Origin of the sequence: Mesorhizobium sp. STM 4661 (genome assembly GCF_000359125.1) — a bacterium.
GTDB lineage: Bacteria > Pseudomonadota > Alphaproteobacteria > Rhizobiales > Rhizobiaceae > Mesorhizobium.
The window spans coordinates 1-17850 of record NZ_CAAF010000079.1 but is presented as its reverse complement, the minus strand read 5'-3'; the positions used below and the strand labels follow the sequence as shown (position 1 = coordinate 17850).

Genomic DNA, 17850 nt, shown 5'->3' with positions numbered 1-17850 from the left:
CGGTCGGGTGCGGGCGACAGATTCAGTTCCAGTTTGATGAGAGTGTTGAATTATGTATTGTAAATATAGGAAATCATTACAAAAACGTAATCTGCCTATTCAGTTTCGGTTCATGCTTCAGGCTCTATTCCTCAGCCATCGACAACCAAGGAGTACCCCTGATGAAACGCATCATTCTTTCCGCAGTCGCCCTCTCGATGCTGGCCGCCACGTCCCTGACCGGCCAGGCAGCACCGCTCAACGCGCCGAACGCACCGCAGTCGAACTACAGCCAGGTCGACTGGAAGAAGCCCGGCAAGCACGTCGACGTGAGGAAGCGCGTCGTGGTGAAGAAGAAGGTCGTCGTGAAGCGGAACCATTGGCGCAACGGCCAGAAATATTCCAGCTGGAAGCGCCACCAGCCGATCCGCGACTACGGCCGCTATGGTCTGCACCGCCCGGGCCGTGGCCAGGAGTGGATTCGCGTCGGCAACGACTACGTGCTGGTCAGCATTGTCTCCGGCATCATCTTCGGCGCCATCGCCGCGCAATAACATTGCAGCGTTTGACCGGCAGTTCGCCGGGACGATGAAAGAACGGCGGCCTGCGCGGCCGCCGTTCTTTTGCCCTGTGAAAAGCGGGTACGGCCGGCAATAGGAGTCGTCGGGCTCCGCCGGCATGATTATATGGAGGGGAAACGAGCCGTTCCCCATGCGCTTTCCGCCCGCTTTCCTCGACGAGATACGCGACCGCGTGCCGATTTCATCGGTCATCGGCCAGCGCGTCGCGTGGGACAGGAAGAAGACCAATGCGCCGCGCGGCGATTATTGGGCGTGCTGTCCCTTCCATGGCGAAAAGAGCCCATCCTTCCATTGCGAGGACAAGAAGGGCCGCTATCATTGCTTCGGCTGCTCAGTTTCGGGCGATCATTTCAAATTCCTCACCGAACTTGACGGGATGAGCTTTCCCGAAGCGGTCGAGAAGATCGCCGACATGGCAGGCGTGCCGATGCCGGTGCGCGATGCCGAGGAGGAGCGGCGCGAGAAGGAGCGCGCCAGCCTGACCGATGTCATGGAGATGGCGACCGTGTTCTTTCAGGATCGGCTGCAGGGGCCGGAGGGTGCGAAAGCCCGGGCGTATCTGCGAGAGCGCGGCCTGACGCCGGCGACGCAGCAGTCGTTCCGCCTCGGCTATGCGCCGGACAGCCGCAATGCGCTGAAGGAGCATCTTGCCGCCAAAGGCGTGCCCAAGGCCGACATCGAGGCCTGCGGGCTGGTGCGCCATGGCGACGACATTCCGGTCTCCTACGACTGGTTCCGCGACCGCATCATGTTTCCGATCCCCGATTCCAGGGGCAAGATCATCGCCTTCGGCGGGCGGGCGCTGGCGCCGGATGCGCTGGCCAAATACATGAATTCGCCGGAAACCGAGCTCTTCCACAAGGGCAATGTGCTCTACAATTTCGCACGCGCCCGCAAGGCATTGGCCAAGGGCGGCACCGTCATTGCCGTCGAGGGCTATATGGACGTGATCGCGCTGGCGCAGGCCGGCTTCGAGAATGTCGTGGCGCCGCTTGGCACCGCGCTCACCGAAAATCAGCTTGAACTTCTGTGGCGCATGGCCGGCGAGCCGGTCTTATGTTTCGACGGCGACCAGGCCGGGCTGAAGGCGGCATGGCGGGCCGCCGACATGGCGCTGCCGGCGGTTCAAGCCGGCCGCTCGGCGCGCTTCGCGCTTTTGCCCGAAGGCAAGGATCCCGACGACCTGGTCAAGGCCGAAGGGCCGGATGCGTTCCGTGCCGTGCTTGCCGAAGCGCGGCCGCTGGTCGACCTGTTGTGGATGCGCGAGACGGCAGGTGGCGTCTTCGACACGCCGGAGCGGCGGGCGGAACTGGAAAAGACGCTGCGCGAGCTGACCGGCCGTATCCGCGACGAAAGCCTGCGCTATCACTACCAACAGGAGATGCGCGAGCGGGTGCTGAGCTTTTTCGGCGCACAGCGCGGCCCTCGGCAAGGCCGTCAGGATGGACGACCAGGCCAGGGCAAGGCGACGGCGCCGGGCGGACAGTTCGCCAAGGGCGGTGGCGGCCGCATCGCGATCACCGAAAGCCTCGGCCAATCGGCACTGGTCAAGCGCGGCAGTGACGGGATGTCGGTGCGCGAAGCGACGATCATCGTGGCGCTGATCAACCATCCGGCGCTGATCGACGAGAATTTCGCCCATGTCGAATTCCTCGATCTCGCCAACACCGATCTGAAGCGGCTGCACGCGGCGATACTCGACGCGATGGCGCATGACATGGCCGACGACCGCAATGCGGTTATCGCGACAATCGAGCGGGCCGGCTGCGGCAACATCTGGGAACGCGCGGTGGCGCTGATCAAACGCGCGCGGCAATGGCCGGCGCTGGAAACCGCGGGACTTGACGATGCTCGCGATGCCTTCAACCAGGCGCTGCACTTGCAGCGCAGCGCGCGCACCTTACATAGAGAGCTGAAACAGGCGCAGGCAGCGCTCGATCAGGATCCCTCGAACGAAAACTTCCGGCATCTGCTCGAGATTCAGGCGCAATTCAACGATGTACAAGCAAGGGAAGCGCTGATCGAAGGGTTCGGCGTGTCCTCGGGCAGGGCTGGACGCGCATAGGTAAAACCTGCGCAAAGAATGAAGTGGAAATGGGCGGCGCGTCGAATCGACGCCTCTAAGTCGGGTAATTGATTCGCTTTTTTCATGCGAATCATGCGAGAGGCGCTTGACCTTCTTGCAGAATGGCGGAATCAGGACGATTCGAAACGTTAACCCGTGCCCGGCGTCGACGGGAATTGAGCGATGTGAGGTACTGGTCACTGGACAGGCCGCCAGCCTGCCACAGATATCAGGGTTAATCTGGACTTAATGCATGAGGCCCAAAAGTGGAAACCTGTTTTGGGGTAACGGCATGCATAAAACAAAAACTTGATGCGGTTACTGGCCCGGTGAAGTGCGTTTGAAGCGAGCGCATCCGATTTGACCGGCCCGGCAGCTTACGCGGCTTAGATACTCAGCCGCTTGGAGACGATGAAGAATGGCGACAAAGGAAAAGGAAGAGGTCGAGACCGAACGTGAAGGCGCCACTGATGGCCCCCTGCTCGACCTTTCCGATGATGCTGTCAAGAAGATGATCAAGGCCGCCAAGAAGCGCGGCTACGTCACCATGGACGAACTGAATTCGGTGCTGCCCTCGGAGGAAGTGACTTCCGAGCAGATCGAGGACACGATGGCCATGCTCTCCGACATGGGCATCAACGTGGTCGAGGACGAAGAGCAGGGCGAGGAGCCCGAAGCCGCCGACGCGGCTGCCGACGCCGAGGAAGACGCCAACGAACTGGCCGAGCAGACCGGCACGGCTGTCGCCGCGACGACCACCAAGAAAGAGCCGACGGACCGCACCGACGATCCGGTCCGCATGTATCTGCGCGAGATGGGCTCGGTCGAGCTTTTGTCGCGCGAGGGCGAGATCGCGATTGCCAAGCGCATCGAGGCCGGCCGCGAGACGATGATCGCGGGCCTGTGCGAAAGCCCGCTGACCTTCCAGGCCATCATCATCTGGCGCGACGAGCTCAACGAATCCAAGATCCTTTTGCGCGAGATCATCGACCTCGAGGCGACCTATGCCGGGCCCGAAGCCAAGCAGGCGCCGGTGGTCGAGCGCATCGAGGAAGCCAAGGTCGAGGAAAAGCCGCGCCGGTCGCGCGACGAGGAAGAAGACATCACCAATGTCGGCAGCGACACGCGCGGCCTGACTGACGACGACGAGGAAGACGAGGACGAGGCCAGCCTGTCGCTGGCGGCCATGGAAGCCGAACTGCGTCCGCAGGTGATGGAGACGCTCGACGTCATCGCCGACACCTACAAGAAGTTGCGCAAGCTGCAGGACCAGCAGGTCGAGAACCGGCTGGCCGCCGCCGGCACCTTATCGCCCAGCCAGGATCGCCGGCTGAAGGAACTGAAGGACCAGCTCATCAAGGCGGTGAAGTCGCTGTCCTTGAACACGGCGCGCATCGAGGCGCTGGTCGAGCAGCTTTACGACATCAACAAGCGCCTGGTGCAGAACGAGGGCAAGCTGCTCAGGCTGGCCGAAAGCTACGGCGTGCGCCGCGAGGAGTTCCTGAAGGAATATCAGGGCTCGGAACTCGATCCGAACTGGACGCGCTCGATCGGCAATCTGACCTCGCGCGGCTGGAAGGAATTCACCAAGAACGAGAAGGATGCGATCCGCGACCTGCGCGCAGAAATCCAGAACCTCGCCACCGAAACGGCGATCTCGATCCTGGAATTCCGCAAGATCGTCAACCAGGTGCAGAAGGGCGAGCGCGAAGCCGCCATCGCCAAGAAGGAAATGGTGGAGGCCAATTTGCGCCTCGTCATCTCCATCGCCAAGAAATACACCAATCGCGGCCTGCAGTTCCTCGACCTGATCCAGGAAGGCAATATCGGCCTGATGAAAGCGGTCGACAAATTCGAATACCGCCGCGGCTACAAATTCTCGACCTACGCGACCTGGTGGATCCGGCAGGCGATCACCCGCTCGATCGCCGACCAGGCGCGCACCATCCGCATCCCGGTGCACATGATCGAGACGATCAACAAGATCGTGCGCACCTCGCGCCAGATGCTGCACGAGATCGGCCGCGAGCCGACGCCGGAGGAACTGGCGGAAAAGCTCGCCATGCCGCTGGAAAAAGTGCGCAAGGTGCTGAAGATCGCCAAGGAGCCGATCTCGCTCGAAACGCCGGTCGGCGACGAGGAGGATTCGCATCTCGGCGATTTCATCGAGGACAAGATGGCGATCTTGCCGATCGACGCGGCGATCCAGGCCAATCTGCGCGAGACCACCACGCGCGTGCTGGCCTCGCTGACGCCGCGCGAGGAGCGCGTGCTCAGAATGCGCTTCGGCATCGGCATGAACACCGACCACACGCTGGAAGAGGTCGGCCAGCAGTTCTCGGTCACCCGCGAGCGTATCCGTCAGATCGAAGCCAAGGCGCTGCGCAAGCTCAAGCACCCGAGCCGCTCGCGAAAGCTCAGGAGTTTCCTCGACAGCTGATGACTGCGAAAAGGTATGAGCAGTTCAAAGGGCGCCATTGGCGCCCTTTTTCGTTGCCGGTGTGGCGAATCCGAAATCCTAGTCGTTCCTTTTGGCGCGGTTGTTCTTGCGGCGCGCCCGCCGCGGGAGGATAGTTTCTCCTCGGATGCATTTCTGGGCGATAAACCCGGATGCCCGCCCCGGCGGTGACGCCGTGCTCCGTGGCGCCGGAGGGAGGTGTGCCATGACAACTTACATCGTGCTGATCAACTGGACGGAGCAGGGCGCCAAGAATGTGCGCGACTCGCCGAAGCGGCTCGATGCCGCCAAGAAGCTACTGGGAGACATGGGCGGGACGTTCAAGGCATTTTATCTCACCATGGGCGATTGCGACATGGTGGCGGTAGTCGAAGCGCCCGACGATGCGGTGCTTGCCCGTTTCTCGCTGATGCTGGCGATAGGCGGCAATGTCAGGACGCGGACGCTCAAGGCTTTTCCGGAGTTAGCCTATCGAGAGATCATCGCCTCGCTTGGATGAGGCGCCCTCGAAGCTCAAGCATCTAAACGGGCCAGTCCGGCGCAGCGAAAATCGATGCCGATCTTCGCTGCGCCGACCATCGGTTCGGAAGAGGATCACGCACAAGGAGATTTTTCTGACAAATGATAATCAGGCGCTGCTTGACGGCTCGATATCTGCCGATATTGAGGAGAAATGCTGCTCTCGCTCGAGAAGAACTTCATTTTCATCCACATCCCGAAGACAGCCGGGTCGTCGATCACGCGCGCGCTCAGACCATGGTGCCTGAAGCCGAAGCGGACGCAGTGGCGGCGCCTCTTGTCGCATCTGCCGGTTCGCGAGACGCCGGAAAAGGCCGTGCTCAGACAGCACGACAAGGCGGGCTGGGTAAGGCGCAAACTGCCCGATCCGCTCTATGACGGTGCCTACAAGTTCGCCGTGGTGCGCAATCCTTTCGATCTGGCCGTCTCCAACTATCATCATTTGCGCAGAAGCAAGACGCGGCATCGGCATCGCCAGGCCCAGAACTGGGACTTCAAGACGTTCCTGCGCTATCTCGAACGCAAGAACCGGTTTGCACGGGTGGATCAGACGAGCTGGATTTCGGACCGTCGCGGAAATCTGATCGTCGACGAGGTCCTGCGTTTCGAAACGCTGACTGACGAGTTCAATATCATGGTGGAAAGGCTCGGCCTGCCTGGCGAGATAAAGCTTCCCCGGACGAACGCCAGCACGCCTTTCGACTACCGGGCGCATTACGATGACGAGGCCAGGAGCATCGTCCAACGGCTCTATTCCAGGGATTTCGAGCGTTTCGGCTACGTGTTCTGAATTTCTGCCCGCTACCAGTGTGGCCGCGCGACCTGTTGCGGGGCACCGGCGTTTCCCGGATAGTCCCGAGCGGTTCTTTCAGGTCGCTTTGAAACACATGCGTAAGCCTCTGCTGACCGTCTGGTACAATACCCGCTGTCCGGTCTGCGATGCCGGCATTGACAGGCAGAAGCGGCGGCTGATCGACGCGATCAAGGCCGGTTGCATCGCGTTTCGCGACATTAATGGGGAACCCGCGGCACTGGCCGGCTACGACGTGTCGCTGGAGGACATCCGCCGCCGGCTGCACGCAACCAACGCCGACGGCAGGCTGCTGGTCGGCGCCGATGTCGCGATTGCCGTCTGGAAGGCCACGCCGGGCGAGGGCTGGCTGGCAACGCTGTTCGGCAATCCTGTCGTGCTGCCGCTGACGCGCTTTACCTATGATCGCTTCGCCGATCTGCTCTACGCTTGGAATCGGCGCAAGGGCCGTTGGTAGCCGAGGGAAAGTAGGAGCAGGAAGGTCCGGAGACATCTCCGGACCTTTGTCGAAGCTATCGTGTCGCAGGCTCGCACAGCCAGCCGACGATGCGGCGCACCATCGGCAGCGTCGGAAACGCCACCAGCCAGGACAGGCCCCAGGCGGCCAGCCAGATGGCCGGCAGGGCAGGGTGGAAGCCGAGGCTCTTCAGCGTCGAGATGAGCGAGACGATGAAGGTCATCAGCAGCGACAGCACCAGCGGGCTGAGAATAGCGGCATAGCGCGCAGGCAGCTTCCTGCGCTTGCGGGTCATGATCATATGGGATTTTCCCTGAAGTATCCGGTCCGTTGCATTGGCATCCGCTCGCCGGGTTCTCGGCTGAACTGCCCGGAAAGACCGGGATGGATGCGTTGCTTGACGTCAGACGCTTACGGAGCGGTCTTCGACCCTCGCTTGTCCCTTAGCTGGACTTGCCGACGATATCAATCCCGCTGGCACCGTTATCAGATACATCGTAAGATATATCTTGACTTGGCTGCGGTCATTCTCTAATTAAGATATATCGTAAGACATAACTTAGGAGAAACGATGCACAAACATGATCATTTCGGGCATCATCATTTCGACGCGCACCCCTTGCGCGCTTTCATGCATATGGCCGGCAGGTTCGGCGGTCGTGGCGGCGGCTTCGGCCCGTTCGGCCATGGCGGTCGCGGTGGGGGACGCGGCGGGCCGGGCGACATGTTCCGCGCCGGGCGCATGCTGGCCGACGGCGATCTCAAGCTGATCACCCTGTCGCTGCTGGCCGAGGCGCCGCGCCACGGCTATGACATCATCAAGGCGCTGGAGGAGCGCACCAGCGGCGTCTATAGCCCAAGCCCCGGCGTGGTCTATCCGACGCTGACCTTCCTCGAAGAGGCCGGCTATGCCGTCTCGTCGGCGGAAGGCAACAAGAAGGTGTTTTCGATCACCGAGGCCGGGCAGGCGCATCTCAACGAAAACCGCGAGATGATCGACAACGTGCTTGACCACCTCGAGCGTTTCGGCCGCAAGATGGCCAAGGCGCGCGACTGGTTCGGCTGGAACGACGATGGCGAGGATGGTGGGCGGCGTGGCCGCGGCCGTTCGGAAAAGCGCGACGAATTCCGCGCCGTGCGCCAGCGCCTGCGCGCGGCGCTCAGCGACATCGTCGATGCATCCGAAGACAAGCAGGCCCAGGCGATGAGCATCCTGGAAGACACCGCCGAAGCCCTCGAGGCGCTGTCGCGCCGCTGACGTCCTACCGCATCGGCCCGAAAATCGGAATCGATTTCGGAAAGCACGATGCGTGGATACAAAGTGTTAGAGCGTACTTTGTGCGTCCAAGTGGACGCACGTCGCTTTAATGCGGGCCTTGCCGACCCCGCCAAGGACCGGTAGTGAAAATTACCCTGCGCCGCGCTATGTGGTGCAGGGTGATTGCCGTTGGAGGATACCCATGTCTTTTCTGAAACGTCTTTTCGGCGGCGGTGGCGGCAGTGACGCCGGCGAACCGAAAAGTGCCGCGCCGGCAAAGCAGATCGAGCACAAGGGATTCCTGATCAGCGCCACGCCCTACAAGACGGATGGCCAGTACCAGACCTGCGGCGTGGTTTCGAAAGAGATCGACGGTGTGCTGAAGGAACACAAATTCATCCGCGCCGACCGCTTCGCCGGGCTGGACGACGCCGTCGACATTTCGATCAAGAAAGGCATCCAGCTGGTCGACGAGCAGGGCGAGAAGATGTTCGGGTAGTTTGGCGAATGGCGACGCCGCTCGGCTTCGGAGCGACGTCAGAAGGCGACCTTGTCGCCGCCCTTGAGTTGCAGGATCCGTCGCGCTTCGTCGGGTGTGGCGACCGAGGCGCCGAGCCCCTCGATGATCTGGCGAACCTTTCTCACCTGGTCGGCGTTGGATTTCGCCAACTGCCCCTTGCCGATCCACAGCGAGTCCTCAAGCCCGACCCGGACATTGCCGCCCAGCGCGATGGCCTGGGTGGCGATGGGGAGCTGATTGCGGCCGGCGCCGAGAACCGACCAGTGATAGTCGTTGCCGAACAGCCGGTCGGCCGTGCGTTTCATATGCGCCACGTCTTCCGGATGGGCGCCGATGCCACCCAATATGCCAAACACGCTCTGCACGAAGAAAGGCGCCTTGACCAGGCCGCGCTCGACGAAATGGGCAAGCGTGTAGAGATGGCCGATGTCGTAGCATTCGATTTCGAAGCGGGTGCCGTTCTCACCGCAGGTCCGCAGGATATGTTCGATGTCGCCGAAAGTGTTGTGGAAGATGCGGTCGCGCGAGCCTTCGAGATAGGGCCGCTCCCAGTCGTGCTGGAATGTCTTGAACCGCTCCAGCATCGGGTAGAGGCCGAAATTCATCGAGCCCATGTTCAGCGAGGCAACTTCCGGGGCGAAGGTCGCGGCCGGCTTGACCCGCTCCTCGACCGTCATGGTCGCGGCGCCGCCGGTGGTGATGTTGACCACGCAGTCGGTGCTTTGCTTGATCACCTGCAGAAACGGCGCGAACGCTTCCGTCGATTGATCGGGCCGGCCATCCACTGGATTGCGCGCATGAAGATGGACGATGGCCGCGCCGGCTTCGGCCGCCTCGATCGCTGCTTGCGCGATTTCCCGCGCGGTCACCGGCAGATGAGGCGACATTGACGGCGTATGGATCGATCCCGTTACCGCACAGGTGATGATGATCTTGCTCTGGTTGGCCACCTCTCGAATTCCTCGCCTTATTTGACCGCGCTTTTTTTACCACGCCCTATTTGACTGCACCTTGGGTGATACCTGATATGAACTGCTTCGACAGCACCACGTAAAGCAGCGTAATGGGCAACGCCGCCAGTGTCAGACCGGCGAAACGTCAGCACCAGCGCGCTCAAATAGGCCGACAAAGGCGATTCCGACGGTTGACCGGCCCGACGCGGTCGCACCAGGCGACAAATGCCAAAAGGCAGGCGACGGGCGCCTGCCTTTTTTAATTCGGGTATCGGCTGTTCGCGCTCTAAGCGGCTGCGGCGACCGTTCCGGCCGTGACCACCGCATCGACCTTTGCCGTCGCCTTGGCCAGAGCGGCTTCGACCGCGTCGGGCCCCATGCCGACGCCTTCGATGCGGATGACGTCGACGTCGGTCATGCCGATGAAGCCGAGCACGCTGCGCAAATAAGGAATGGCGTGGTCCAATTGCACGGCCGCGCCTTCCGAATAGATGCCGCCCGAGGCAAGGACGATATAGACCTTCTTGCCGGTGACGAGGCCCTTCGGGCCATTCTCGCCATAGGAGAAAGTCTTGCCGGAGCGGGTAACGTGATCGATCCAGGATTTCAGGGTCGACGAGATGCCAAAATTGATGAAGCCGGTGGCCAGGATGATGGTGTCGGCGGCGAACAGTTCTTCGAGCACGGCGTCGGAAACGCCGACGACTTCCGCCTGGCGCGGGGTGCGGGATTCAGCGGGCGTATAGATGCCGCTCGAATAGTCGGGATCGATATGCGGCAGCGGGTTGGCGACGAGGTCGCGCACGACAAGCGTTGCCGAGGGATCGGCGGCGACCAGCTTGTCGGCAAATTCGGTAGCGATGCGAGTCGAGTGCGAGGCGCCGCCGCGCGGGCTCGAGGTAACAAGAAGAATGGACATGGCGGGCTCTCCAGATAGGTGAATTGTCCCGCTACATGTGGGGTCATCGACCTATTCGAAAAACTGGTATATTTTATATGTAATCCATCTAATTTCTGGATATGAACATGCCGCCCAATCCGACACTCGATCAGCTTCAGGTGCTTGTTGCGGTGGCCGAAGCCGGTAGTTTTTCGGCCGCCGGTCGCAAGCTCAACCGGGCCCAGTCCGTCATCAGCTACACCATCGCCAATCTCGAAGCCCAATTGGGGTTGAAACTCTTCGAGCGCGAGGGCACGCGCGAGCCGCGGCTGACCGATGTCGGACGGGCGACGCTGGAAGATGCGCGCCGCATGGTCGGCGTGCTCCAGCGCATGCGTTCCAGGGTCGACGGCTACCACCAAGGGCTGGAGGCCGAAGTGGCGCTGTCGGTCGATGCGGCGCTGCCCTCACCGGTGCTGGTGCGGGTGCTGAAGGCGTTCGAGGCGCGGTTTCCGACCGTGATGCTGCGCCTGCATATCGGAACGCTCGGCCTGATTCCCGATCATGTCGTCAGCGGGCAGGCCGATCTCGGTGTTGGCGGTCTACTGGGCGAGGTCGATGTCCACCTTGTACGCATCGGCTTCATGTCGATAGTTCTGGCTGCCGCGCCCAGCCACCCCCTGGCGCTGCTGCCGAAGCCGGTGGCGATCGAGGATGCGCGCGAACACATCCAGCTCGTCGTCACCGACCAGTCCGAGCGCACCAAGGGGCGGGACTTTGGCGTCTTCGCCTACCGCACCTGGCGGCTGACGGATGTGCGCACCAAGCATACGCTGATGCGCGAAGGGCTGGGCTGGGGCGGGCTGCCGCGATGGCTGATCGCCGACGATCTGGCGAGCGGCCGGCTGGTGGAACTCGATCTTGAGCCCTTCAGGGAGGTGCGCTCGCCACTCTATGCCATGCATCGCGCCGACCGCAGTCCGAAGCCGGCGGCGGCCTGGATGATCGACCAGTTCAAGCGCCAGCTCGGCTGCTTCAACGAGTTCGAGCCGGGCCAGGTGCCGGATGAAGAGCCGGAGATAGTCCGTCGATAAGCGCCACCAGAACGGTGTGATAGTCTTCGGTCGAAGCGCCCGCTTCGATGGCCAACGCCGCGCGGTCGAAGGCGGCGGCGAGCAGCGCGGTCAGCGCTTCCACCGGCAATTTCACCATGGTCTGCGCACGCATCGCCGCGACGAGGCCTTCGCGCAGGCTACGGTTGCCGTGGCGGTTGTCGATCTCGTCCATGGCGGCACGGCCGAGCACGGCCGGCCCGTCGAGCAGCAGCAGCCGCGTGCGGCCTGGCGCGCGCATGGCGGCAAGGTAGGCATCCGAGCCGGCGATCAGCGCGTCGCGCGCAAACAGCGAAGGCGGCGAGGCGCGCTCGATCTCTTCGGCGACAACCGCCGCTTCCTGCTCGACCACCGCGGCAAACAGCGCCTGCTTGTCGGCGAAATGGTGGTAGAGCGCGCCGCGCGTGACGCCGGCCGCGGCCACGATCTCCGGCGTGCCGGTCTCGGCATAGGATTTTTCGATAAACAGTCTGCGCGCCGCCGCGATGAGGTCGGCACGCGTCGCCTCGGTGCGATCGCGGTTGGAACGGCGCATGGATTCCTGTTGCATACATACAGCCTGTATGTTAATACGATTTACATGCAGACTGTATGTTATCTGATGGGAGAAAGAAAGATGAAGACGACGAGCTACTATCCGGTGCTGATGACGGGCGACGTGGCCGGCACGAAGGCCTTCTATATCAAGCACTTCAGCTTCAAGCCGCTGTTCGAGAGCGACTGGTATGTGCATCTGCAGTCGGCCGAGGATCGCCGGGTCAATCTCGGTATCGTCCATGGTGACCATGAGACGATACCCGAGGAGGGGCGCGGCCGTACGTCGGGCCTGCTGATCAATTTCGAGGTCAAGGATCCGGACGCGGTCTACGAACGGATCCTTGCCGCCGGCCTGCCGATCCTGCGATCCTTGCGCGACGAACCCTTCGGCCAGCGCCATTTCATCACCAAAGACCCCAATGGCGTGCTGATCGACGTGATCAAGCCGATCCCGCCGAGCGCGGAATTTCAAGCGCAGTTTGTTGAAGGGGCAGCGGGAGCCTGAACGATGGCCTGGCAGTAACTGTCGGCAGAGGTGAGGCGACGGCTCCGGTCGCGTGACCGGGCGGGCATTCGCGGTCTATGGTGAGCTTGGCAACCCCGGACCCGTTCCATGCGTGAAATCTGCCTTGTCCGCGCACCCTCCAACCTTGGCCTTCGTCCGCTGTGGCCGGGTCACGTACCGGGGACGTGGCGCGCACCGCAGGCGCTGACCGAAGCCTGCTTGATCGAGATGCTTTCGCCCGCCAGGGTGGTCGACCTCGATCGGCCAGCCTACAGTACCGAGCCGCAGCCGGGCACCCGGTTGCGCAACGGTAACGCGATACGCAGCTTCAATCTGAACCTTGCGGAGATCGTTGGCGGTGCCCTCGGACGGGGCGAGTTCCCGCTGGTCGTCGGCGGCGATTGCGCGATTCTGCTCGGCGCGCTGGCTGCGGCGCGGCGTTCCGGTCCGCTTGCGCTGATCCATATCGACGGCCACAGCGATTTCCGCCACCCCGGCAACTACGACATCAACGCATCACTCGGTTCGGCCGCAGGCATGGACCTTGCGCTCGCCACCGGCCGTGGCGAGCCCTTGCTGACCGACTGGCCTGATATCGCCAGACCGCTTGTTGCGGACGAACAGGTGATCCAGATCGGCGAACGCGAGAACCGCGACGCCGACTTCGCCTGGCCGGACATCAATTCGACCGCGATGACGCTGATCGATGTCTATGCCGCGCGAGAGCTTGGCGCGGCAAAGGTGCTGGAAAAGACCCGGGCCACGCTGGCGCGAACCGGCTGGCCCTATTGGGTGCATTTCGACGTCGATGCACTCGATCAGACGGTGATGCCGGCTGTGGATTCGCCGGGCAGCCCCGGCATCAATCCGGATGACCTCGTCGTCGTCCTCGCGGCGCTGGTGGCGGATCAGCGCTGCGCCGGAATGGACATGACGATCTTCGATCCGGATCTCGATCCGACCGGCGAGCTGGCGGTGCTGCTGGTCTCGCTGCTTGGCCGGGTCTTTGCACGGAGAGAAGTTAGCTTCGTGCCACCGGCATCACCGTGACTTGAATAATGCCGGAGCGGCGCACCACCGTGCACAGCGTTTCGCGGCCGATGCGCTCGGCGTCGAGCATGCGCACGAGGTCGTCGACGCCGGTTACTGGGCGGCCGTCAATGGCGGCGATGATGTCGCCCTCCTTCAGGCCGGCCTTGGCCGCCGGGCTGTTTTTCTCGACGCTGCGCAGGCGTACCGCGGTGCTGCTCGACACTTGCGACAGAAGTGCCGCACGGCGCGGCAGGTTTGTCGTATCTGCCGAAACGCCGATGAAGGCGCGGCGGACGCGGCCGAAACGGATGATTTCCGAAATGACGAAATTGGCGGTGTTGGAGGCGACCGCGAAAGCGATGCCTTGCGCGCCGTGGATCATGGCGGTGTTGACGCCGATCACCTCGCCCGCCGAGGACACCAGCGGCCCGCCCGAGTTGCCGGGGTTGAGCGCCGCGTCGGTCTGGATGACGTCGTCGATCAGCCGGCCGGTAGAGGCGCGCATCGAACGGCCGTGCGCCGAGACGACGCCCGATGTGACGGTCCATTCGAAGCCGAGCGGGTTGCCGATGGCAATCGCAATCTGGCCGCGCCGCAGACGCTTGGAATCGCCGAGCGGCGCGACATCGGCAAAGTTGCCGTCGGCCCGCACCAGCGCGATGTCGGTGTCGGGGTCGCGACCGAGCACACGGCCTTCCCGCGAGGCGCCGTCCGGCATCGAGACGCGCACCGCGCGTGCATCGCCAACGACGTGGAAGTTGGTGACGACCAGTCCGTCCTGGGCGATGACGAAGCCGGAGCCATGGCCGCCCGCGCCACCAATGCGCTCGATGCGGCAGACGGCCGGGCCGATGCGGTCGACCGCATCGGCGACCGTCGTCGAATAGGCGTCGAGCAGGTCGTCGGGTTGCAGTTTCTGAGCGGGCAGGGCCATCGGCGGGGCTCCGTGTTATCGGGCTAAACTGTAACTATATGTGCGGAGCGGCTCGTGCGGCCGCGACCTGACCACATGGCCAGTGCGCAGCTCAACTAGCCGTCAGGCGAGTACCTCCGAGCGCGCTGTCGAGCGATATCTGGGTTAGAGCGACGAGCGTCCATCGGACGCTCAAGTCCGCTCTAAGACTTTGAGTTCTCGCATCGTGCTTTCCGAAAATCGATTTCCGATTTTCGGGCCGATGCGATAGAAACCCAGGAGACAGTAATGAGCGATTTCAACCTGAGTGCATTTTCCGACGCCATCGCCGATATCGCCGCCAAGGCTGCGCCGGCGATGGCGGGCTTCGCAACACACCATCACCGCACGGCCAGCGCTTTCCATTGGCGCGACGGCTATTTCGTCACCGCCGAGGAGGTGGTTGAGGCCGGCGAGGAGATCGAGCTAACGCTGGCTTCAGGCGAGACCGTGAAAGCCGAACTGGCCGGCCGGGACCCTTCGACCGGTGTCGCGCTGCTGAAGCCGGCCGCCGCCGCTGATGTGCCCTCGCTTGCCAGGGCGGATGCGGTGCGGCCTGGCAATCTGGCTATCACCGTCGGCAACAGCGAAGGTGCGGCGCTGGCCGTGTTCGGAACGGTCGGTGAAGTTGGTCCCGCCTGGCGCTCGATGCGCGGCGGCACGATCGACCGGCGCATCAATCTCGCCGTCAATGCCGGCGGCCGTTTCGAGGGCGGCCCGGTGCTCGATGCCAAGGGCGAACTGATCGGCATGCTCTTGTTCGGGCCGCGCCGGCGGGCGCTGGTCATGCCTTACGAGACGATCGAGCGAGCGGTGGCGACGCTGCGCGAAAAGGGCCACGTGGCGCGCGGCTATCTCGGCGCCGGCCTGCATCCGGTCCGCGATCGCAACGCCTATGGCGCGATGGTGATGAGCCTCGACGACAACGGTCCGGCGAAAGCGGCCGGTCTCTCTCTCGGCGACATCATCGTGGCGTGGAACGGCGAGGCGGTGCATGGTCCGCGCGACCTGATCCGCAGACTCGGGCCGGATAGCGCCGGTGCTCCGGTAACGCTCGGCGTGGTGCGCGGCGGCGAGCAGCGCGAAGTCGCGGTAACAATCGGCGAGAAGCCGCTGAGCTGAGGCATCCATGGCTGTTGAGGCGATCATAAGGAACAGGACCGCGGATGGCGCGGTCGCGGAGCGGCGGTCGACCGTGCTGATCGCGCTTGGCGATGCGGCGCATGCCGAGCACCTGGCATCGGCACTCGCCGTGAACGGGGATCTGCTGCCGGTCACGGCCGGCGGCAGCGGTGGCGGCGAACGCGCGGATGTCGCTGTCGTCGACGAGGTGGGCCTGCAAGGCCGGGCCATCGACCCCGCCATGCCTCGGGTGCTGCTGTCCCGGCGGACCGGCCACGAACCGCCAGCCGGCAATCTTTTTGCGATACTGCCGGCGGCGGCCGACGACCTGCTGATCGCGGCTGCCGTCCGGCTTGCCGCGGCAGGTTACAGGATTTCAGGCGGGAACCGCCGCATGCCTGGCCGGCATGACGATGATTTCGCTTTCCACGATGGCGACCCGCTGGACGAGGAGCCGGTCGACGATGGAACCGTTCGGCCGGCGCTTTCGCCGCGCGAGAGCGAAGTGCTGGCGCTACTGGCCGAAGGCGCGCCCAACAAGGTGATCGCGCGCCGGCTGAATATTTCCGTACACACGGCGAAGTTCCATGTCGCGGCGATCCTGATCAAGCTCGGCGCCGCCAATCGCACCGATGCGATCGCCATCGCCATGCGGCAGGGCCTGGTGCTCGTTTGAAGCTTATCGATCGAGCGCCCTCGGTGGAAGGCTTGCGTTCCTCGCCCCCCGCAACGCGCACATCCGTGGGGCGAGGAACCCAAGTTCTGTGAAGTTGGCAGTGCGACGCTGCGTATGCATTATCTGGTCGGAATCCCAAGCTCGTCGTAACCGAGTATCTCGTCTTCCGTCATCGCGTGGTCTCGCTCTGGTATCCGACCTGCCCGATCTGAAATCTCCTTAAGCTTCACGATCAGGTCAGACTCTTTCGACCGAGACGCCACGCTTTCGCGAGCAATTTCGTTTTCGAGGCTCTGCCGGATCGCCTCCGCCACCGATACGCCACGGCTGCGGGCGAGTTCGCGCGCCAGCTGCTCCACTTCCCTATTCTTGATCGACAAAGCCATTTGATGGTCTACCATTCTGTACGGAATACATACCAAATCTGTTGTAGCTCCACGTCGTTTGCAACTGGCAAGGCACGGAGCCTCCGCTGCGTCAGCATGGCTTCCCGCCGCAAACTCTTGTATCCGGCAGCGGCGCGGGCAAGGATCGCGTGAAAGAGACAATGTAGGCGGAGGCAAGAATGTCGCTCAAGGGAAAGACGCTGTTCATCTCCGGCGGGTCGCGCGGCATTGGCCTGGCGATCGCGCTGCGCGCGGCGCGCGACGGCGCCAATGTGACGATCGCCGCCAAGACCGCCGAGCCGCATCCGAAGCTGCCGGGCACGATCCATACGGCCGCGCAGGAGATCGAGCAGGCCGGCGGCAAGGCCTTGCCTGTTCTGTGCGACATACGCGAGGAAGGCCAGGTTGCCGAGGCGGTCGCCAGGACGGTCGAAAAGTTCGGCGGCATCGACATCTGCGTCAACAATGCCAGCGCCATCCAGCTCACCGGCACGCTGGAGACCGACATGAAGCGCTACGATCTGATGCATCAGATCAACACGCGCGGCACCTTCCTGGTTTCCAAAATGTGCATACCGCACCTGAAGTTGGCCAAAAATGCTCACATTTTGAATCTGGCGCCGCCGCTCGACATGAACGCCAAATGGTTCAGGAACCACGTCGCCTACACGATGGCCAAGTTCGGCATGTCGATGTGCACGCTGGGCATGAGCGCGGAGTTCGCCAAGGAAGGCATCGCCGTCAATTCGCTGTGGCCGATCTCGACCATAGACACGGCTGCTGTGCGCAATCTGCTCGGCGGCGCGACGGTTGTGGCGATGAGCCGTTCGCCCGACATCATGGCCGACGCCGCGCATGCGATCTTCATGCGGCCATCGCGTGAGACGACCGGCAATTTCTACATCGACGAGGAGGTGCTGCGCGCCGAGGGCGTCAACGATTTTTCAATCTATGATGCGCGCGATGCGACAGGCCCGCTCGCCGGCGACTTCTTCGTGCCGGACGAGGTGTTTGCGAATTCGGAGACGAGCATCAAAAGGATCTACT

Annotated in this window: 20 protein-coding genes; 14 read left to right on the top strand and 6 right to left on the bottom strand. The window is 62.9% G+C overall.

The genetic code is table 11. The features are described from left to right. Positions 1-161 precede the first annotated feature (161 nt). The 6 genes from MESS4_RS26885 (at position 162) to MESS4_RS26860 (ending at position 6870) form a co-directional block, all read left to right on the top strand. On the top strand, positions 162-533 hold the full coding sequence (locus tag MESS4_RS26885; RefSeq protein ID WP_006338114.1) for an RcnB family protein: 372 nt from the start codon (positions 162-164) through the stop codon (positions 531-533). 157 nt (positions 534-690) lie between these two features. Further along, entirely contained in the window at positions 691-2625 is a 1935-nt protein-coding gene (dnaG, locus tag MESS4_RS26880; protein ID WP_006338113.1) for a DNA primase, read from the top strand. A 418-nt stretch (positions 2626-3043) separates the two neighbouring features. Continuing rightward, on the top strand, positions 3044-5065 hold the full coding sequence (gene rpoD / locus MESS4_RS26875) for an RNA polymerase sigma factor RpoD (RefSeq protein ID WP_006338112.1): 2022 nt from the start codon (positions 3044-3046) through the stop codon (positions 5063-5065). Between the two features lie 223 nt (positions 5066-5288). Next, complete coding sequence (locus MESS4_RS26870) at positions 5289-5582, top strand: GYD domain-containing protein (protein ID WP_006338111.1); 294 nt, start codon at positions 5289-5291, stop codon at positions 5580-5582. Positions 5583-5756: 174 nt separating this feature from the next. Continuing rightward, a complete protein-coding gene (locus MESS4_RS26865; protein ID WP_006338110.1) occupies positions 5757-6392 on the top strand; it encodes a sulfotransferase family 2 domain-containing protein in 636 nt (211 codons plus the stop codon). Between the two features lie 97 nt (positions 6393-6489). Beyond that, positions 6490-6870: a DCC1-like thiol-disulfide oxidoreductase family protein gene (locus MESS4_RS26860; RefSeq protein ID WP_006338109.1), complete on the top strand. Its 381-nt coding sequence runs from the start codon at positions 6490-6492 to the stop codon at positions 6868-6870. A gap of 55 nt (positions 6871-6925) precedes the next feature. Here the strand turns inward: MESS4_RS26860 and MESS4_RS26855 are convergent, their stop codons facing one another. Beyond that, positions 6926-7165: a DUF2798 domain-containing protein gene (locus MESS4_RS26855; protein ID WP_157385690.1), complete on the bottom strand. Its 240-nt coding sequence runs from the start codon at positions 7163-7165 to the stop codon at positions 6926-6928. Between the two features lie 276 nt (positions 7166-7441). Here MESS4_RS26855 and MESS4_RS26850 point away from each other — a divergent pair, with 276 nt between their 5' ends. Both MESS4_RS26850 and MESS4_RS26845 read left to right on the top strand, forming a co-directional pair. Further along, positions 7442-8128 carry a PadR family transcriptional regulator gene (locus MESS4_RS26850; RefSeq protein WP_006338107.1) on the top strand — a complete coding sequence of 229 codons (687 nt, stop codon included), beginning with the start codon at positions 7442-7444 and terminating at the stop codon, positions 8126-8128. A gap of 202 nt (positions 8129-8330) precedes the next feature. After that, positions 8331-8627: an HlyU family transcriptional regulator gene (locus MESS4_RS26845; RefSeq protein ID WP_006338106.1), complete on the top strand. Its 297-nt coding sequence runs from the start codon at positions 8331-8333 to the stop codon at positions 8625-8627. Positions 8628-8665: 38 nt separating this feature from the next. Here MESS4_RS26845 and MESS4_RS26840 read toward each other — a convergent pair whose 3' ends face one another. Together MESS4_RS26840 and MESS4_RS26835 are read right to left on the bottom strand one after the other, a co-directional pair. Next, the gene (locus MESS4_RS26840) at positions 8666-9598 is read right to left on the bottom strand and encodes a 3-keto-5-aminohexanoate cleavage protein (protein ID WP_006338105.1); all 933 of its coding nucleotides are present in this window, start codon (positions 9596-9598) and stop codon (positions 8666-8668) included. Positions 9599-9887: 289 nt separating this feature from the next. After that, positions 9888-10520 (bottom strand): FMN-dependent NADH-azoreductase, encoded by a 633-nt coding sequence (locus MESS4_RS26835; protein ID WP_006338103.1) that lies wholly within the window; start codon positions 10518-10520, stop codon positions 9888-9890. Between the two features lie 107 nt (positions 10521-10627). On the opposite strand from MESS4_RS26835, the gene MESS4_RS26830 reads away from it, so the two are divergent. Next, the gene (locus MESS4_RS26830; RefSeq protein ID WP_006338102.1) at positions 10628-11575 is read left to right on the top strand and encodes a LysR family transcriptional regulator; all 948 of its coding nucleotides are present in this window, start codon (positions 10628-10630) and stop codon (positions 11573-11575) included. On the opposite strand, the gene MESS4_RS26825 is transcribed toward MESS4_RS26830, so the two are convergent. Beyond that, a complete protein-coding gene (locus tag MESS4_RS26825) occupies positions 11517-12143 on the bottom strand; it encodes a TetR/AcrR family transcriptional regulator (protein WP_006338101.1) in 627 nt (208 codons plus the stop codon). The genes MESS4_RS26830 and MESS4_RS26825 overlap by 59 nt on opposite strands. Before the next feature lie 66 nt (positions 12144-12209). Here MESS4_RS26825 and MESS4_RS26820 point away from each other — a divergent pair, with 66 nt between their 5' ends. After that, positions 12210-12635: a VOC family protein gene (locus tag MESS4_RS26820; protein WP_006338100.1), complete on the top strand. Its 426-nt coding sequence runs from the start codon at positions 12210-12212 to the stop codon at positions 12633-12635. 108 nt (positions 12636-12743) lie between these two features. After that, positions 12744-13685 carry an arginase family protein gene (locus tag MESS4_RS26815; RefSeq protein WP_006338094.1) on the top strand — a complete coding sequence of 314 codons (942 nt, stop codon included), beginning with the start codon at positions 12744-12746 and terminating at the stop codon, positions 13683-13685. Here the strand turns inward: MESS4_RS26815 and MESS4_RS26810 are convergent. Next, entirely contained in the window at positions 13657-14601 is a 945-nt protein-coding gene (locus tag MESS4_RS26810) for a trypsin-like peptidase domain-containing protein (protein WP_006338084.1), read from the bottom strand. The two genes, MESS4_RS26815 and MESS4_RS26810, sit on opposite strands and share 29 nt — an antisense overlap. 267 nt (positions 14602-14868) lie before the next feature. Between MESS4_RS26810 and MESS4_RS26805 the strand changes: the two genes are divergently transcribed. Together MESS4_RS26805 and MESS4_RS34135 are read left to right on the top strand one after the other, a co-directional pair. Next, positions 14869-15741 carry a S1C family serine protease gene (locus MESS4_RS26805; protein WP_006338082.1) on the top strand — a complete coding sequence of 291 codons (873 nt, stop codon included), beginning with the start codon at positions 14869-14871 and terminating at the stop codon, positions 15739-15741. A gap of 7 nt (positions 15742-15748) precedes the next feature. Further along, the gene (locus MESS4_RS34135; RefSeq protein WP_006338079.1) at positions 15749-16417 is read left to right on the top strand and encodes a response regulator transcription factor; all 669 of its coding nucleotides are present in this window, start codon (positions 15749-15751) and stop codon (positions 16415-16417) included. A 119-nt stretch (positions 16418-16536) separates the two neighbouring features. Here the strand turns inward: MESS4_RS34135 and MESS4_RS26795 are convergent, their stop codons facing one another. Beyond that, positions 16537-16803: a type II toxin-antitoxin system VapB family antitoxin gene (locus MESS4_RS26795; protein ID WP_006338077.1), complete on the bottom strand. Its 267-nt coding sequence runs from the start codon at positions 16801-16803 to the stop codon at positions 16537-16539. A gap of 179 nt (positions 16804-16982) precedes the next feature. Here MESS4_RS26795 and MESS4_RS26790 point away from each other — a divergent pair. Then, on the top strand, positions 16983-17850 hold an 868-nt coding region (locus MESS4_RS26790), incomplete at its 3' end, for an NAD(P)-dependent oxidoreductase (protein ID WP_036242278.1).

Bases quoted from the DNA above. Each gene is read 5' to 3' on its own strand.
- MESS4_RS26825 (WP_006338101.1), bottom strand. From the start codon at position 12,143: ATGCAACAGGAATCCATGCGCCGTTCCAACCGCGATCGCACCGAGGCG.
- MESS4_RS26865 (WP_006338110.1), top strand. From the start codon at position 5,757: ATGCTGCTCTCGCTCGAGAAGAACTTCATTTTCATCCACATCCCGAAG.
- dnaG (WP_006338113.1), top strand. From the start codon at position 691: ATGCGCTTTCCGCCCGCTTTCCTCGACGAGATACGCGACCGCGTGCCG.
- MESS4_RS26850 (WP_006338107.1), top strand. From the start codon at position 7,442: ATGCACAAACATGATCATTTCGGGCATCATCATTTCGACGCGCACCCC.
- MESS4_RS26815 (WP_006338094.1), top strand. From the start codon at position 12,744: ATGCGTGAAATCTGCCTTGTCCGCGCACCCTCCAACCTTGGCCTTCGT.
- MESS4_RS34135 (WP_006338079.1), top strand. From the start codon at position 15,749: ATGGCTGTTGAGGCGATCATAAGGAACAGGACCGCGGATGGCGCGGTC.
- MESS4_RS26795 (WP_006338077.1), bottom strand. From the start codon at position 16,803: ATGGCTTTGTCGATCAAGAATAGGGAAGTGGAGCAGCTGGCGCGCGAA.
- MESS4_RS26845 (WP_006338106.1), top strand. From the start codon at position 8,331: ATGTCTTTTCTGAAACGTCTTTTCGGCGGCGGTGGCGGCAGTGACGCC.
- MESS4_RS26860 (WP_006338109.1), top strand. From the start codon at position 6,490: ATGCGTAAGCCTCTGCTGACCGTCTGGTACAATACCCGCTGTCCGGTC.
- MESS4_RS26855 (WP_157385690.1), bottom strand. From the start codon at position 7,165: ATGACCCGCAAGCGCAGGAAGCTGCCTGCGCGCTATGCCGCTATTCTC.
- MESS4_RS26870 (WP_006338111.1), top strand. From the start codon at position 5,289: ATGACAACTTACATCGTGCTGATCAACTGGACGGAGCAGGGCGCCAAG.
- rpoD (WP_006338112.1), top strand. From the start codon at position 3,044: ATGGCGACAAAGGAAAAGGAAGAGGTCGAGACCGAACGTGAAGGCGCC.
- MESS4_RS26830 (WP_006338102.1), top strand. From the start codon at position 10,628: ATGCCGCCCAATCCGACACTCGATCAGCTTCAGGTGCTTGTTGCGGTG.
- MESS4_RS26885 (WP_006338114.1), top strand. From the start codon at position 162: ATGAAACGCATCATTCTTTCCGCAGTCGCCCTCTCGATGCTGGCCGCC.
- MESS4_RS26805 (WP_006338082.1), top strand. From the start codon at position 14,869: ATGAGCGATTTCAACCTGAGTGCATTTTCCGACGCCATCGCCGATATC.
- MESS4_RS26810 (WP_006338084.1), bottom strand. From the start codon at position 14,601: ATGGCCCTGCCCGCTCAGAAACTGCAACCCGACGACCTGCTCGACGCC.
- MESS4_RS26820 (WP_006338100.1), top strand. From the start codon at position 12,210: ATGAAGACGACGAGCTACTATCCGGTGCTGATGACGGGCGACGTGGCC.
- MESS4_RS26835 (WP_006338103.1), bottom strand. From the start codon at position 10,520: ATGTCCATTCTTCTTGTTACCTCGAGCCCGCGCGGCGGCGCCTCGCAC.